Annotated in this window: 16 protein-coding genes; 8 read left to right on the forward strand and 8 right to left on the reverse strand. The window is 48.4% G+C overall.

Features of this window, described 5'->3' with window-relative positions; all coding sequences use genetic code 11:
* Positions 1–10 precede the first annotated feature (10 nt).
* The 3 genes from VIC_RS22360 to iolE (VIC_RS22370) form a co-directional block, all read right to left on the reverse strand.
* Positions 11–1186: a Gfo/Idh/MocA family protein gene (locus VIC_RS22360; protein WP_006962647.1), complete on the reverse strand. Its 1176-nt coding sequence runs from the start codon at positions 1184–1186 to the stop codon at positions 11–13.
* Between the two features lie 61 nt (positions 1187–1247).
* Positions 1248–3119 carry a 3D-(3,5/4)-trihydroxycyclohexane-1,2-dione acylhydrolase (decyclizing) gene (gene iolD, locus VIC_RS22365; protein WP_006962649.1) on the reverse strand — a complete coding sequence of 624 codons (1872 nt, stop codon included), beginning with the start codon at positions 3117–3119 and terminating at the stop codon, positions 1248–1250.
* Positions 3120–3267: 148 nt separating this feature from the next.
* Positions 3268–4161: a myo-inosose-2 dehydratase gene (iolE, locus tag VIC_RS22370; protein WP_006962651.1), complete on the reverse strand. Its 894-nt coding sequence runs from the start codon at positions 4159–4161 to the stop codon at positions 3268–3270.
* 576 nt (positions 4162–4737) lie between these two features.
* On the opposite strand from iolE (VIC_RS22370), the gene VIC_RS22375 reads away from it, so the two are divergent.
* The 3 genes from VIC_RS22375 to VIC_RS22385 all read left to right on the forward strand — a co-directional run bounded on the left by VIC_RS22375 (position 4738) and on the right by VIC_RS22385 (position 8341).
* On the forward strand, positions 4738–6189 hold the full coding sequence (locus VIC_RS22375; protein WP_006962653.1) for a sugar porter family MFS transporter: 1452 nt from the start codon (positions 4738–4740) through the stop codon (positions 6187–6189).
* 55 nt (positions 6190–6244) lie between these two features.
* Positions 6245–7144: a LysR family transcriptional regulator gene (locus VIC_RS22380; RefSeq protein WP_006962655.1), complete on the forward strand. Its 900-nt coding sequence runs from the start codon at positions 6245–6247 to the stop codon at positions 7142–7144.
* A gap of 111 nt (positions 7145–7255) precedes the next feature.
* The gene (locus VIC_RS22385) at positions 7256–8341 is read left to right on the forward strand and encodes an AarF/UbiB family protein (RefSeq protein ID WP_006962656.1); all 1086 of its coding nucleotides are present in this window, start codon (positions 7256–7258) and stop codon (positions 8339–8341) included.
* 42 nt (positions 8342–8383) lie between these two features.
* Here VIC_RS22385 and VIC_RS22390 read toward each other — a convergent pair whose 3' ends face one another.
* The gene (locus VIC_RS22390) at positions 8384–9133 is read right to left on the reverse strand and encodes a sulfite exporter TauE/SafE family protein (protein ID WP_006962657.1); all 750 of its coding nucleotides are present in this window, start codon (positions 9131–9133) and stop codon (positions 8384–8386) included.
* Positions 9134–9366: 233 nt separating this feature from the next.
* Here VIC_RS22390 and VIC_RS22395 point away from each other — a divergent pair, with 233 nt between their 5' ends.
* The 3 genes from VIC_RS22395 to VIC_RS22405 are packed head-to-tail and all read left to right on the forward strand — an operon-like array spanning position 9367 to position 11904.
* A complete protein-coding gene (locus VIC_RS22395) occupies positions 9367–10581 on the forward strand; it encodes an acetyl-CoA C-acetyltransferase (protein WP_006962658.1) in 1215 nt (404 codons plus the stop codon).
* Position 10582: 1 nt separating this feature from the next.
* On the forward strand, positions 10583–11239 hold the full coding sequence (locus tag VIC_RS22400) for a CoA transferase subunit A (protein ID WP_006962659.1): 657 nt from the start codon (positions 10583–10585) through the stop codon (positions 11237–11239).
* A complete protein-coding gene (locus tag VIC_RS22405) occupies positions 11236–11904 on the forward strand; it encodes a 3-oxoacid CoA-transferase subunit B (protein ID WP_006962660.1) in 669 nt (222 codons plus the stop codon). Before VIC_RS22400 ends, VIC_RS22405 begins: the two co-directional genes overlap by 4 nt.
* 67 nt (positions 11905–11971) lie before the next feature.
* Here the strand turns inward: VIC_RS22405 and VIC_RS22410 are convergent, their stop codons facing one another.
* A complete protein-coding gene (locus tag VIC_RS22410; RefSeq protein ID WP_006962661.1) occupies positions 11972–12514 on the reverse strand; it encodes an outer membrane beta-barrel protein in 543 nt (180 codons plus the stop codon).
* Positions 12515–12646: 132 nt separating this feature from the next.
* Positions 12647–13171, reverse strand: coding sequence for a TetR/AcrR family transcriptional regulator (locus tag VIC_RS22415; RefSeq protein WP_031342587.1), 525 nt, complete (start codon positions 13169–13171; stop codon positions 12647–12649).
* A 117-nt stretch (positions 13172–13288) separates the two neighbouring features.
* Here VIC_RS22415 and VIC_RS22420 point away from each other — a divergent pair, with 117 nt between their 5' ends.
* Together VIC_RS22420 and VIC_RS22425 are read left to right on the forward strand one after the other, a co-directional pair.
* Positions 13289–13483 (forward strand): hypothetical protein, encoded by a 195-nt coding sequence (locus tag VIC_RS22420; RefSeq protein ID WP_039952522.1) that lies wholly within the window; start codon positions 13289–13291, stop codon positions 13481–13483.
* Positions 13483–13986, forward strand: coding sequence for a DUF2867 domain-containing protein (locus tag VIC_RS22425; protein WP_006962663.1), 504 nt, complete (start codon positions 13483–13485; stop codon positions 13984–13986). Before VIC_RS22420 ends, VIC_RS22425 begins: the two co-directional genes overlap by 1 nt.
* An 89-nt stretch (positions 13987–14075) precedes the next feature.
* Here the strand turns inward: VIC_RS22425 and VIC_RS22430 are convergent, their stop codons facing one another.
* Together VIC_RS22430 and iolE (VIC_RS22435) are read right to left on the reverse strand one after the other, a co-directional pair.
* Complete coding sequence (locus tag VIC_RS22430) at positions 14076–15587, reverse strand: CoA-acylating methylmalonate-semialdehyde dehydrogenase (protein WP_006962664.1); 1512 nt, start codon at positions 15585–15587, stop codon at positions 14076–14078.
* Positions 15588–15608: 21 nt separating this feature from the next.
* On the reverse strand, positions 15609–16505 hold the full coding sequence (gene iolE, locus VIC_RS22435) for a myo-inosose-2 dehydratase (RefSeq protein ID WP_006962665.1): 897 nt from the start codon (positions 16503–16505) through the stop codon (positions 15609–15611).
* Positions 16506–16508 lie beyond the last annotated feature (3 nt).

The following is a 16508-nucleotide window of genomic DNA, read 5'->3' on the forward strand; positions in this document are numbered from 1 at the left end:
GATCTCTGGACTATTTGTAGTCAACCCAAGTGGCATTCTGGTCAGCGGATTCAACACACTTCTCACACAGACGAACACCTTCGATACCCGCATCAATGCCCGGATACCACAGGTTTGCCAGAGTTTCCTGATCATCGTTATTCGCCGCCTGAAACGCGAGAGCAAAACGGTGGTAAAGGTTCGCCCAAGACTCGAAGTAACCTTCCGCATGACCACCGCCAATGCGGTTCGAGGCCACGCCCTCTGCGTCGTTATGCAGGTAACCCATACCACGGTCTAATAGACGTGGTGGCTCACCCTGAATTTCATACTTAAGCTGGTTTGGATGCTCATCCCACCACTCAATGGATGCTTTTTCGCCAACGATGCGAATCTTCTGCTGATGCATAGCCCCCGAGTTAACTGCAGACGCCCACAAAGTGCCTACTGCGCCGCCTTCAAATTCCATCATTACATGAGCGTTATCTTCCAGAGGAGCACGTGATTCGATGAAGCTTTGGCGCATACAAGCCAGACGTTTGACCTCCAGTCCTGTGATCATTTCACACAGGTAAAAAGCGTGTGTACCAATGTCACCAATCACGTAGGTAGGGCCCGAGACTTCAGGACTAACACGCCACTTTAAGCCAGGGTCATTCTTTTCATGCTCAATGTTGTGGAAACCATGCGCAAAGGTCATGTTTACAACACGTATCTCACCCAAATCACCACGTTGAACCATCTCACGCGCCTGCTGGACCATAGGGAAGCCCGTATAGCCGTACATAACTCCAAGTACGCGGTTGTTCTGCGCTGCGATGGTTTTCAGTTCTTCGGCTTCAGCCACAGTAAAGGTAATAGGTTTTTCGCACACCACGTGCAGATTAGCTTCCAGCGCCGCTTTACAGATCTCGTAATGAGTCGAATTCGGCGTTGCGATTGATACCGCCTGAATACCATCCTCTCTCTGCGCTTCGGCGGCAAACATCTCTTTATAGCTTGAGTAGCAACGATCGCTATCCAGACCTAAATTGGTGCCGAAATCACGACAACGCTCGGCATCCAAATCGAATGCACCCGCAACTAACTTAAATAAGCCATCGCGCTGCGCAGCATTACGGTGAGAATATCCAATCTGGCTACCACGCCCGCCACCGACCATTGCCCAGCGAATAGGTTGTTCAAATCGACGCTCTTCATTAAACATGTTTCAATTCCTTCTTAACGCCACACTTTTCAGAGCGGCTTAACAATGCACTAATAACTTTTTAGACGCCACGACGTTGATTGACTCGGCCTTCTTCCCACTCCGCCACAATGCTGGCGGTCTCTTCGCTGCGAGTTACTTCTGGTAGTCCAACTTCCCACCAACAGTCGCATTTAGACCAAGTTGCAGGAGAGATAGGATCGATATCGACCACAATGACGTAGGTGCGATCCGCTTCTTTAGCGCGCTGGAACGCAGCATCAAACTCAGTAATGTCGGTCAGTTTCTCGCTGATCGCGCCTTGCGCTTCCGCATGCTTAGCGAAGTCCACACGTGCCAGCTCACCATCAGGGCGTCGACAATCTTCCAGTAAGTTATTGAATGACTGGTTACCTGTGTTGGTTTGCAGTTTATTGATCACAGCGAATCCGCCGTTGTCACACACAACCACAATCATCTTGTGACCCGTCAGAACGGACGAGTAGATATCTGAGTTCTGGATTAGGTAGGAGCCATCACCGACAAGCACGACTACGTCGTTGTCTGGATTTGCGACTTTCGCACCCCAGCCCCCTGCGATTTCATACCCCATGCAAGAGAAACCAAACTCAATGTCAAACTTGCCAATCTGGTAGTTCTGCCAGTTCATAGCCAGCTCAGCAGGTAAACCTCCTGCCGCAGTCAGAACGGTGTCACCGGGTTGCATGGATTTGTTGAGCTTGCCAATCACTTCTGCATAAGAAGACATGCCTGGTAGCAAGTCGCCTTCTTGAGGGTTAGTACGGCGTTGAACGACCGCTTTCCATTCGTCGGCTTGCGCTTTGGCCGTCGACGCCCAGTCATCACTACTGCGCCAGTCTCCCAGCAGTTGTGACAGCTGCGCCATACCACGTTGCGCATCACATTTTACCGCCAGTGCTCGGTGCTTAATCGCATCAAAACGGGCGACATTCATCGCGATAAGCTTCATGTCTGGATTGCGGAAAACGCTCCACGACCCGGTTGTAAAATCTTGAAGACGCGTACCGATTGCCAGTACCACATCAGCATGTGCAGCCATGTAGTTGGCTGAGTCTGAGCCAGTCACGCCAATTGGACCAGCGTTCAGTGGGTTGTCCTGCAGCATAGTTGCGCGGCCTGCTATCGTCTCAACAACCGGAATATTATGCTTTTCAGCGAACGCTTTTAGCTCATCGGTTGCCAGTGAGTAGTGAACGCCACCGCCAGAAATAATCAGCGGCTTCTCCGCCTTCATCAGCGCAGCCTTTGCGTCCTCTAAATCTGCTAACTCAGGCTCAGGGCGGCGGATACGGTGGATTTTTTCTTCAAAGAACACTTCTGGGAAATCGTACGCTACTCCCTGAATATCTTGAGGTAAGCTTAGGAATGCTGGGCCACACGTTTCCGGATCTAACATAGTATCGATCGCTTGCGGCAGAGTATGAATCAGCTGCGAAGGTGATACGATTCGATCCCAGTAACGCGTTAACGGTTTGAAAGCATCATTACAGGTGATCGACGGGTCGTAAAAGTTTTCTGGCTGCTGTAAGACCGGATCTGGCAGGCGACTGACATACGCGTCTCCCGAGATAAGTAGAACTGGCAGGCGGTTAGTATGGGCTATCCCTGCTGCTGTCACCATATTGGTTGCGCCTGGGCCAATAGATGACGTTGCAATACCGATGCGTCGGCGCTGATTAGCCTTGGCGTAGGCAATAGCCGCTGTTGCCATCGACTGCTCATTCTGGCCGCGCCAAGTAGGAATTTTGTCTTCAATATTCTTTAGCTGCTGACCAAAGCAAGTCACATTACCGTGGCCAAAAATGGCAAATGCACAACCAAACAACTGCTCGACTTTACCGTCAACTTCAATTTTCTGTGCAGCCAGATATTGTGCCAGTGCTTCTGCTACCGTAAGACGTATGGTTTTCATTATTGTCTGTCCTTAGTTTTGTCCCTAAGCCTCGTTAAGCCACTCGTTTGAGGCTCAGGGTCGACCTTTAATTCACATTGATATTTGATGCGCATTTAAGCAAAGCGTCCCTGCTTTACGCGTGCTTCCTGCATGACGTTGTTAGCCGTTATAAACCGTATTTTTCAGCATAACCTGAGATATTTTCGTAGGCGGTTTTTGCAAATGTGAGCGGATGTGCTTTGGCTGGATCTTGTTCAGCTTCCACCAGCAACCAGCCTTCATAGTTGCGCGCTTTTAGGGCAGCGAAGACATCGTCATAATTAACATCACCTGTACCTGGGACGGTAAAGACGCCATCAAGCACGGCATTGAGGAAAGATTTATCGGCGTCACGAGCCGTTTTCATCACGCCAAGACGCAAATCTTTAAAATGCATATGGCCAATGCGATGTCCCCAACGCTCAATCATGGTAACTGGATTGCCTCCGCCATAAGTCACATGTCCTGTGTCTAACGTTAGGAATACTTCCGGTCCCGTCAGCTCCATCAGTAGGTTGATGTCATCTTCCGTTTCACAGATGGTGCCAACATGATGGTGGAAGGACAGTTTGATATCGTGCTCTTCTAAAAGATACTTCGCCACTTTGGTCAGCTTTTCACCGTACGTTTTCCATTCTTCCATGCTGAGGATGACACGCTGTGAGAGCGGAGTATCGATATCGCCATGAACGCTGTTGCTCACTTCTCCATACACCATCGCTTTACAACCAGCGGCTTTAAGCAAACGAATGTGCTGTTGCATAGCATCGATTTCTTCATCCGCTGTAAGCGTCATTAGGTTACCGCTGTACCACCCTGATGCGAGAACCAAATTATGCTTCTCTAAAAGTGGGATCAGCACTTCTGGCTCTCGCGGGTACTTTGTTCCCAGCTCCGTACCGGTAAAGCCCGCTTGCGCCATTTCACTCAAACATGTTTCCAATGGGATTTCTCCCCCCAACTCAGGCATATCATCGTTGGTCCAGGTCAGTGGGCTAATTCCGTATTGCACCTTACTCATGTTTGTACTCCAAAGATTTAAGTTTTCGAAAAACGGATTGAATCAGAGCGCTAAAGCGGTGTTTTTTGGAAAATGCTTTTCATCTCTCGTTCAATCGCACCAATTCGTTGAGTTGCTGCTTACTATAAAACAACATTCATGATATGAAAAATATTTTTCAAACGATAGAAAACCTTTAAAAACTGCTGAAAAAGCCTGCTAACAGTAATCACAATAAGGCCTCAGACATAAAATTGACCTTGCTCACATTTAAAAATAAACACCACAAAATCAAACACTTAAAACAAACACCTGCCATTGGAAAATATTTTCCACAATTTGATTTGTGTAACAGTTTTCCGGAAAACACACTAACTGCACTTCCCGAACAAGTTTTGAACGACTAGGATAAAAAACCGAAACAATGAAAAATTCTTATCATTAACAAACCCAACATAGCTGCAACATTTTAATAAGTCGTCAAAGACACTCAGCAGCCAACTGGAATTGCCATTACGTGAACAAACATCCAAACCCAGCTCACACTGTTCGATGGTAGAGCGAGAGACGGGTTCTCATATAAAGGAGTAGAGAAACATGTCATCGAGTCATTCGACGGATAAGAGTCAACGAAACTTTGCCTACATTATTAAAATCTGTTGCGTCGCCGCACTAGGTGGGATCCTCTTCGGTTACGACACGGCTGTCATATCCGGAGCCATTGGCCCCATTACGAATTACTTTGGCCTAACACCTGCGCAGACAGGCTGGGCAGTTTCCAGCGTAGTATTAGGTAGTATTGTTGGCGCAGTCAGCGCAGGCTGGTTCTCACTCAAATACGGCCGTCGTAACACTTTATTCTTGGCCGCTATTTTGTTTGCTATATCGGCCGTTGGTTCAGCACTCGCCCCAACTTTCACTTTCTATACGATGTTAAGAATTGTTGGCGGCGTCGCGGTTGGTCTAGCCGCTGTTGTCTCACCTATGTACATGTCTGAAGTCGCACCCAAGGATTTTCGTGGTCGCGCAGTGAGCATGTTTCAGCAATCCGTTGTTGTCGGCCAGACGGTGGTGTTCTACGTCAACTTTGTGATCGCTAAAGGTATGACAGAAATGTGGCTTCAGGATCTTGGCTGGCGCTGGATGCTGGGCTCAGAGATCATTCCCGCAATCATCTTTGGTGCTCTGCTTTTCACCATTCCAGAATCCCCACGCTGGTTAGTGCTAAAAGGCCAGAAAGAGAAGGCTAAGCAAGTACTTACCCGCATTTCAGATGCCGAGCATGCCCAACGCGTAATCAATGAAATAGAAGACTCTTTGATGGCCAGCCGTGTTGTGAAGAAAAGCCAAGTCAGCCTTAAATCTCCCCTTATGCTGTCAATCGTCGCTGTCGGTACCTTTGTTGCCGCGGCGCAGCAGTTCACAGGGATCAACGTCATCATGTATTACACCCCAGAGATCCTAAAACCGATTGTAGGCAGCACGGAAAACGCGCTATTCCAAACCACCTTTATTGGTTTAGTGTTTATTCTCGGCAATGCGTTGGGTATGTACCTGATTGATAAAGTGGGAAGATTACCGTTAATGAAATGGGGTACGCTTGGCTGTGCTCTGAGCATGACTTATGTGGGTTTCGTAGTTTTCAACCAGTCTGAGGGTTACTCTGCACTGTTTGCACTTTGCTTGTACGTAGTCTCTTATGCGACCTCATGGGGCTGTGCGTGCTGGACAATGATCTCTGAAATCTTCCCTAACAGCATTCGTTCACGTGCAATGGCTATTGCCGTTGGTGCCCAGTGGTGTGCTGGCTTCGTCGTCACGCAATCATTCCCAATGCTCAATGAAAATGCCTTCCTCAAAGAACAGTTTAATGGTGGGTTCAGCTTCTGGTTATTTGCCGCCCTCTCTATGATCTGCATGTATTTTGTGGTCAGATATGTACCAGAGACCAAAGGTGTAGCGCTGGAAAAAATGGAAGAAGTGATGGCTCAAAAACTTGGCAAAGCCAAACCTTCCTCCACTCAACAGGAAAGTGCGCACGTACAATAACATTGGAAAATACAGCGAGCACTCAGGTGCTCGCTTTGGCGAATAAGGAAGTCGCATGCTGGATAAAATGGCCTTTTTTGTATACGTGATCCGCACCGGATCCATCTCCGCTGCATCACGCCATTTTAATCTCAGCGTCTCTGCGGGCAGCCGCTGGTTGCAAGAGCTCGAAAATCATTTTGGCGTGCCACTTTGCCACCGCTCCAACCGCCTTCTTACCGCAACACAGGCTGGCCAGACTCTTTTCGATGAGTTTTCTCCACTGGTCGATAACGCTGAACGCATCAGCCGTAAGTTGGAAGACTTTCAGGCCAGTGACAAAGGCCACATCAATATTGCCGTTACGCCCGTATACGCCAATCATTTTCTGATCGACAAGATCGCCGACTACATTACTGAAAACCCAGACGTGACTTTCAATTTGAATGTCACGCCCTGGGCTTTAGATCATGCCAGTGAATGTGATTTGATGATCAGCGCCAATGCCTCATTTCAGGGGTATCGTGAAAAAGACCTGCTGCTTGTAAAGCGTGAAGTGATGCAATGCCCATTTATCGTTGTCGCTTCACCGGATTACCTACAGCGCCACGGTGAACCTCAGCACCCTCAGGACCTCACTCAACATCATTGCTTGTTCGCAAGGACATTAACCGGCAGTAACGACTGGATATTTCGACAAGACGCGGAAACCTTACAAATGAAGGTTCCGAAAAGTGTCGAAGTCAACGACAGCGATCTTCTCTTGAAAGCGGCGCTCAAAAGTACCGGAATCGCCTATCTTCCCCAGTTTGTTGTCGAAGAAGCAATATCAAACAAGTCTTTAGTTCCTTTAATGGAAGATTACGAAACCAGTATCTGGAGCCTTAATCTCTACTATCATCCTCCCCAAAAAGCCTCTCCACTCGTGACCCGCTTCAAAGATTTCCTGCTCGGGAGTACGGGCTCCTCCCTATAAGGCTTAAGTAAGCGTTATAGCTCACCCTAAAAACATTCATGTCAGTAGGATGTTTTTTGTACACCTTCGCGTTTAAATCCTCCTGATAATTAAAAAAGAAAAGGAAAGAAAATGAACGCGAGACAAAAAGCTCAACAAGACTTCGACCTTAGCGGAGAACCGCTTATCGTTGGTGACAAAAACCGCTGCCCTTTGCCACCTGAAGAACTCATATCACTGACCCACGAATCACCCTATGTAGTTAAAGTTGTCGACTCAGGCTTGACGGCTGAGGTCTATCACCTGCGAATCAATGGTCGCGACTACAACATGAAAAAGCGCCGCCCTACCGCTAAGGTGAAAAACTTAGATGGCCAGTATTCGTTTTTAAATGAAGTCCAGCGCCGACAACAATTCCAACAGTTACGCGAAAACCCAGCTACATCCGCTCTGTTTCAGAATATTGTGCCCACTTTGTATGCCGACTATCGTCTCGGGTTTATGATCTCCCCATGGATCGAAGGTGAGCATGTACAAACTCTCACTCCATCGATCATCAAACAGCTGTTCACCACGCTGGAAGCGTGCGAGCAGCACGGCCTGATGGAATGGGATTTGTGCAGTGGTAACCTGCTGGTAGATAACGTAGGCAAACTCTGGCTGTTTGATTTTGGGTATATGTACCCGTTTGATCCACTCTCTGAGCTCAACAGCAACGGGTTGAGTGATCCAATTTTCCACTTTGTCGAACGCTTTGAAACCCGTTTTTTCTTTGGCTGGTTGCTGGAACAAAACCTTAGTTCAGCGCATCAGTTATCCCTTTATGAAAGCGTTAAACAACTCGGATTTGAGAGCTTTCAGCGCAAGGTTCAGTGGCTTAACTCACAGTCTGCTTTGCCCGAAGTTATTACTCACTTTCAATCCATTGCTCAGCGCTGGAAAGCAGCATTGGATAACGAACAAGCACTCAATCAACAATTCAGACTTGAAGCCTTTCGCTCACATGTTCTGGACATTGAAGATGACTTACACGGCCAGTCCTGTACGCCAACAACACTAAAAAGAATTGACGTAGTTCGAAGAGAAATCGAACAAGATTACCAATACCTGTTAGACAATGGTGGCCTGTTTTATGGCAACGCCGATAAAAGCCAATCACAGCTACTTGAAGACTACGCGGAAAAGTATCAACTGGCGCTTAACTACCAGATAAAATAACCGATGAATGTCCTCCCCGTCTGTATTAAATAGGCGGGGTAATCAGTCAACAACCCCGTCCCAGCACAACTTCATACCAGACAGAAACAAGAACAGATAACACAGCTGATAAATCCTTTCCTGGCTGACTCTGTGAAGCAGAAACACACCCAACTTAACGCCAATCGGCGCCAAAGGAATCAGCGCAAGCGCAGTCAACAGGTTCGTCTTATCAAACTCACCCAATGCAGCGTATGGGATCAGCTTAAAGAGATTAATAATCGCAAATAGCACAGCCATCGTGGCGATAAGAGGTATCTTCTCTAATCGTAAGGGCAGAAGATAAATACTCGCTGGCCCCCCTCCCGCGTGAATCGCAGTGCTGGAGAAACCACTCAATGAGCTCCAGAACCAAGCACTGATTGTACCCGGCTTTCGGGTAGAAGAGCGGCCACTCAACCAGTGTTGTAAACAAAAGCCAAGTGACAGCAATCCAATCGTCAGCTTCAACCCTGTTTCCGGAGTCACACTCAGAAATGCCCACGCCAAACCAACACCCAGAATAGCGCCAGGCAACATTGTCTTAAGTACGGCATAGTCGGCATTTCGGTAGTGCTGTTTAACCGCAAACGCATCCATAACCACCAAAATAGGCAACAATATTGCCGCGGCTTGGGTGGGTGAAATCACCAAGGCCATTAAAGGCACGGCGATAATACCTAAAGCGCCGCCTAACCCACCCTTGCCAATCCCGTAGATCAATACTGCGGGAATCGCCGTGGCGTAAAACCATGGGTCAGTCACTAGCGTCATTCCAATACTCCGGTGTCGGTGGCGATACAGGTTTCAACAGCAGAAATAGACATAGAAATGCTCTTATCTCATTAATTTTCAATACATTAATGAGTAAGTCACCAATCAACAGTGAACCGTTCCACATTGTTACTTTGCATATTTGCAAAGTCGCTTTGAATTCCTGGGCATAACACCTTAGCGATGGCTTTTCATAGACTAGAGCCATCGGATTCAGGCAAAAGGATTGAGAAATGAAACGAGTATTTATTGTTGCTGCCAAGAGAACGCCAATCGGCAGTTTCAATGGTTCGTTAGCGCCATTGTCAGCGGTTGAGCTCGGTGCCCACGCCATTCAGAGCGCAATCGCTCAAGCAAATCTCTCTGTCGATTTAGTCGACGAAGTCATCATGGGCAATGTCCTAACTGCAGGTTCAGGCATGGGGCCAGGAAGACAGGCAGCCATCAAAGCAGGCATCCCAGACTCTGTCCCTGCTTATACCATCAACATGATTTGTGGTAGCGGCCTGAAAGCTGTGATGGACGCGGCAAGCCATATTCGCGCTGGCGATGCAGAAGTGGTGATCGCAGGCGGTATGGAAAGCATGTCTAACGCAGCCTTTATTACCAATGGCCAAATCCGACGTGGCTATCGAATGGGCCATCAAAATCTGGAAGATTCCATTATTAAAGATGGCCTGACCGATGCGTTTCATCACTACCACATGGGCATCACGGCGGAAAACGTAGCTAAACACCTCGGCATCAGCCGCGAAGCACAAGATGAATTTGCCCTGTCTAGCCAAAACAAAGCGGCGACAGCGATTGAACAAGGTCACTTTGATGCTGAAATTGAGCCCATCACCGTAACTCAACGTCGCGCGCAAACCGAAGTCTCACAAGACGAATATCCGAAAGCTAATGCGACAATCGAAGGTCTAGCCAAACTAAGAGCGGCTTTCGACCCAGACGGAACGGTGACCGCAGGCAATGCTTCTGGAATCAACGATGGTGCTTCGGCTGTCATTCTTGTTAACCAAGAAGCGTTGGAGCGCTACAACCTGACACCACTCGCGGAAATTGTCGAATATGGTCAGGGCGCATTGAAGCCAGAAATCATGGGCCTTGGGCCAGTCACCGCGATCAATAACACTCTCGAAAAAGCGCGGCTAAACCTAAGTGACATTGATGTGTTCGAACTCAATGAAGCCTTCGCTGCTCAAGCATTAGGGGTAATCAAAGAGCTTAGCCACCAGCACAACGTCGAGCCGCAATGGCTACTCGACAACAGCAACCTGAGTGGCGGTGCGATTGCTCTAGGTCACCCAATCGGGGCTTCTGGTAACCGTATTCTCACTACTCTGGTTTATCAGCTTGAAAGAAACAATAAACGCATGGGCTTGGCTTCACTGTGTATCGGCGGCGGAATGGGCGCGGCAGTGATCTTAAAGCGCTGCGAGGAGCAATGATATGAAAAAATGCATTTCTTCAGAGCAGGTGAGTCAATACTTGCAAGATGGCATGACGATTATGATCGGTGGCTTTATGGGGACAGGGACACCAGAAAAACTCATCGACCTTTTGATTGAAAATGACGTGCGGGATATCACCTTGATAAGCACTGATACTGCCTTGCCAGATATCGGCACCAGTCGCCTGATTGCTGAGCAGCGCGTCTCCAAATTGTACGCATCACATATCGGGCTCAACCCTGAAACTGGCCGCCAGATGAACGATGGCATAATCGACGTTGAACTAGTGCCTCAAGGCACACTAGCTGAAAGGATCCGTTGTGGCGGCGCTGGTCTGGGCGGCGTTTTGACGCCAACGGGATTAGGGACACTTGTTGCCGAAAGTAAGCAGCTTATTGAAGTGGACGGTGAGCAGTTCCTTCTAGAGAAACCACTTAAAGCTGACCTAGCCTTGATTCGCGGTTCTAAAGTCGACCACCGAGGTAATGTCTTCTACAGCAAAACAACCCAAAATTTTAACCCGTTGATGGCAACGGCTGCTGAACGTGTCATTGTTGAAGCTGAACAACTGGTGGAAATCGGGGGTATTCAACCGGAAGCCGTCCACACCCCAAGCTTATATGTTGATCATATTTTCGTTGGAGAAGCCTCATGAGTCACAGCGAAAAACACCTTATCCGTAAACGTATCGCCTCCCGTGTTGCTCAAGAACTGAAAGACGGTGATATCGTTAACCTTGGCATAGGTTTACCGACTCTGGTTGCCAACGAAGTCGACAAAGACATCGAAATCTTGATGCAAGCAGAAAACGGCCTATTGGGCATTGATGAACTGGCCGATGAAAATAATCAGGACCCAGATTTGGTCAACGCTGGCGCACAACCTATTACCGCTATCGAAGGGGCCTGCTATTTCAACAGTGCTGACTCCTTTGCCATTATCCGAGGCGGACACGTTGACGCCACCGTACTGGGTGCGCTGCAGGTTGACCAACAAGGGAATCTGGCGAACTGGATCATTCCGGGCAAGATGGTACCAGGAATGGGCGGTGCAATGGATTTGGTTGTCGGTGCAAAAAAGGTCATTGTCGCCATGGAGCACACAGCAAAAGGCAAACCTAAGCTTTTGAAGCACTGCACCTTGCCGCTCACGGCGATGAATCAGGTTAATTTGATTGTGACCGAGCTGGGTGTCTTTACCATCACACCACAAGGTATTGAAATCATTGAAATAGCTCCAGACACTGACTTGGATTATGTGCAGTCAGTAACAGCAGCCGAGCTAATCGTCTCCCCTAACCTCAAAGCCATGCCTTGCTAGGCGATCAAAAACGGGAATAGCACTTCCATGCTACTCCCGTTCATTCTCTTTTGAATCTAGGGCTAGATCAGAACTTAATATTCATACCAGCAAAGACCACATCGGATTCAAAGTCATCCGCCAAAACAAACTTTCTGTACTCTAGGTTCAGGCCAACAGTACTAAAAAAAACCAGTTCTGTACCCGCTCCATAGTATGGATGTAACCCTGTATGAGAGTCGGTTCGTTCCGTTCCACCAGAAGGCGTATACGTCTTCTCAACATCGGAATAGTTAGCACCACCGACAACGTAAAGGTTGAGAAAAGAGACAGGAGATACTCCCGCTTTCAAACCCACAAAACCCGTGGAGTATTGCACTTCTTGCTTGGTCGTTCCTAGCACGGTTGTAACGATATTACTTGTCATACCCGCAACTCCGGCATAACCGATCTCCGCGGCAAAGTTGGGGTGGAACTGATACGCGTAATCAATTTTGCCTGCAAAGCCTGAGTCACTCCAGTCGTTCGGGCCATCCGTACTACCGCCCCCAATGCCAAAGCCGATTTGATGATTCCCCGCGAACGCCGTTGAAGACAGCAATAATGGCAAGAGTAAAAGCGCTTTTTTCATAGTTGAGTATTCACCATAGACACGAAACAGAGCTGGAAAATACGACAACCTTTCAATAAGTTGTATATCGTTTTTGTAAGGCTTTGTCAGAAGAATGTATCAGGCTCTGCAGCCGTTGCGCCTACTCCTCAACTACCCGATATTCAATATAGTGCGGTATTTGCCTTCAAGTTCTTTCAGGGCAGCTTCTAAAGTGGGTTCTGGTTTGCTCAAGTGAGTAATCAGAGTCATAAAATAGCAGTCCATAATCAGCGGCATTTTCTCTGCTACATTGACCGGCAGGTTCGAGTTTGCAAATACCGCATCATTGTATGACTGGTAGTAGTCCATATCCCAGATGACTTCTTTAAGCAGCGCTCGGCTCAGGTTCACATTGGAAAAATAGTAACCGTAATAGGTTGTCGCGAACTGCATCCCCATTTCCATTGCGTCATTCACAGGGTTGGCCAAGCCTTGCTGCGCAAGCTGAGTTAGCTGGTTGAGCATACCTTCACGTAATATCGCGAGCTTGTTTTCAAAGTGGCTAAAGACCGTGCCATCTGCCACTCCCGCTTGCCTTGCTATCTGACGCGTAGACGTTTCCTGATACCCCTGCGTTTCAAACAATTCCCACGCAGCGCTAAGAATCCGCTCTCTCGTTTGTTCTCTTTTTCCCATGCTCTTTTCATCCAAAATATTGCTGCTAGATCATACCTCTACCCAGATGAGTTGACAAATTGAGCGTGCTCACTTATTAATTGAGCGCGCTCAATTTTATAATTAGGAAAGAATGCAATGGAAGATAACCTCAAGAAAGTCGTGACTCTATTAGGCCAGTGGTTGGTATTTATGCCGAGCTTGTTTTGTTTCTCCTACGTATTAAGGCCGATAATGATGGCGCTGTTGATCCCGGGAGGCCTTTTGTTTCTCGCTCTCATTGGAGGCTCGGAAGTAAGAGACACGTTAAAACAGATGATGCAGGAGAGATGATGAAAACACTCGCAAGCAGTGAGCTCCCAGCACAAAGTGCACTGGTTGGGCGCTTAAAGAAACGGGGCTTTTGTGACGCATTGAGCTTTGAGATCCCAGACCAACAACGCTCCCCTAGTCAGGTTTACGTGGATGTATTTGGCCACCTTCCAAACATCGTTGAAACACTGATGGCGCTGAGAAACCGTTTGGTCGCTCCGTTAGGCTTTGCTGCGTCAGCAGAAAAGATGACGTTGCGGGTCGAAGATTTACGGCAGGGACAAGGCATCGGATTACATCAAGTCGAATTACTCTCAGAGAGTGAGATCATTTGCACCAGTGAGGACAAACATATGCAAGTCTCCCTTTCAGTGGTCAAACTCGCTCCGGGGCGGTTCACGCTCTCCACTTTAGTCAATACTCGGACATGGATTGGTTACGCCTACTTGCTGGCGATCATTCCTTTTCATAAGTTGATCGCCGCTGCTAGCATTCGTGCAATGCTTAAAAGGGTCAACACTTAGGGTCTGCTTACCCCACTCTCAGGCATTTGAACATAAAAAATCCCAGCGATTTATGCTGGGATTTTTCGTCAATAAGCCGGAGCAGTCACTTAGTCCATGGTCGGCATAGTAAAGGCACTCGCATGTTGTTCGAGCCTCACACCCGTAGGCCAGCGGCTTGTTACCGTCTTCATTCGGGTGTAGAAACGAACACCATCATTGCCGTGGACATTGAGTGGGCCAAATACCGAACGCTTCCAGCCGCCGAAGCTGTGGAATGCCATAGGTACTGGAATAGGCACGTTCACTCCAACCATGCCAGCCAGCACGTCTTCACCAAACTGACGAGCCGTTTCACCATCACGGGTAAATATTGCGGTTCCATTGCCGTATTCGTGACGATTGATCAGGTCCAGCGCTGTCTCGTAGTCTTCAACTCGCACTACCGACAAGACGGGGCCAAAGATTTCTTCTTTGTAGATCGTCATGTCTGGTGAAACATTGTCGATCAGCGTCGGGCCAACAAAGTAACCTGTTTCGTGTCCTTCCACCACAAAATCACGACCATCAACCACTAGCTTGGCGCCCTGTTGTTCACCTGATGTGATGTAGTCGCAAATCTTCGCTTTGTGCGGTGCTGAGATCACAGGTCCCATATCATTTTCTCGCCCATCTACGATCCCCGGCCCGACACGCATTTGCGCAATTTTCTCTTCAAGCTGGGCGATGAGCTTGTCACCAGTTTCATCGCCAACCACAACCGCCACTGACAACGCCATGCAACGTTCTCCTGCGGCACCAAAGGCCGCCCCCATGATAGCGTTAGCTGCCATATCAAGGTCTGCATCTGGCATTAGCACACAATGGTTCTTGGCTCCCCCTAATGCCTGACAGCGCTTACCGTGTGCAGAAGCGGTGCTGTAGATATACTCGGCAATTGGCGTCGAACCAACAAAACTGACGGCTTGAACTCTAGGGTCTGTAAGTAGTACGTCCACCGCTTCTTTATCGCCATTAACAACGTTGAACACCCCGTCAGGCAACCCTGCTTCTTTCAGTAGTTCAGCCATAATCAGGGCCATACTCGGGTCTTTTTCCGATGGCTTAAGGACAAAGGTGTTACCTGTCGCAAGGGCAACTGGGAACATCCACATTGGTACCATAGCAGGGAAATTAAACGGCGTGATACCCGCACAAACCCCCAGAGGTTGCATCAGTGAGTGGCTATCGACACCCGTCCCGACGTTGGCTGAATGCTCCCCTTTTTGAAGATGTGGTATGCCACATGCGAACTCAACCACTTCCAGACCACGCGTCACCTCTCCAACAGCGTCTGAATAGACTTTACCGTGCTCGTTGGAGATCACTCGCGCCAAACGATCCATATTTTGTTCAAGTAGTGCTTTGAATTTGAACATCACACGGGCACGCTTGAGAGGCGGTGTCTTCGCCCATAGAGGGAAAGCCCTCTCAGCTACAGCAATCGCTTCGGCGGTTTCCGCGGCCGAACTTAACACGACTTGGCGACTTTGCTCGCCTGTCGCAGGGTTAAATACAGGTGCGAAGCGACCTGTATGACTCTCGCTTAGTTGACCATTAATAAAATTCTGAACCGTTTCCATTTATCGAGCTCCTTCCCTGCTCTACTGGTTAAACAAACCAGCATCAGAGGCAAATTGATGTAAATTTTTGAATCCTAATTTGGCGTAAGTCAGCGGATGCGCCACCGACGGATCTTGCTCTGCTTCCACCACTAACCAGCCTTGGTAACCGTTTTCTGCCAGCAATTTAAGTACGGGCGGGAAATCCACGCCACCGTCACCAGGCACCGTAAACACGCCATCCAATACCGCATCAAGAAAGCTGGTCTTACGGTTCTTGACGTCTGCCAGAACATCAAGACGCACATCCTTGGTGTGAACATGGTTGATGCGATGAGCCCAGCGCTGAGCAACAGCAAGCGGATCCGCACCAGCAAAAGTGAGATGTCCGGTATCCAAAAGCAGCCCAACTTCCTTATCGGTGTGCATCATTAGATTGTCGATGTCTTGTGCCGACTCGATAACCGTTCCCATATGGTGGTGATAAGCAATTTGAACGCCCTGACTCTGGGTGTATCTGGCAAACTCAGACAGTTTTTCGCCATACTCCTCCCATTTGTCTTCCGGGAAATGAGGACGTAAATGCGCTGATGTTGTTTGGTCGCCATGAATGCAACCTGTCACTTCAGCAAACACCATCACTTTCGCACCGAGTTCTCGCAGCAACGTCAGATGCGACTGCGCGGCTTCAATCTCTTCTTCAACGCTACGAGTCAGCAACTCGCCAGAGTACCAGCCAGAGACTAATTGCAACTCATGTCCGGCTAAGATTGGCCCAAGTTGACTCGCTTCACGCGGGAATTTATTACCCAATTCAAATCCAGCGAAACCCGCCAGTTTTCCTTCCGACAAACACGTTTCAAGTGGTGTTTCAGCCCCAAGAGACGGCAAGTCATCGTTCGTCCACGTTAGTGGATTAATTCCTAGTTGTACTGTCATGAT

This window comes from Vibrio coralliilyticus ATCC BAA-450, assembly GCF_000176135.1.
Taxonomy (GTDB): domain Bacteria; phylum Pseudomonadota; class Gammaproteobacteria; order Enterobacterales; family Vibrionaceae; genus Vibrio; species Vibrio coralliilyticus.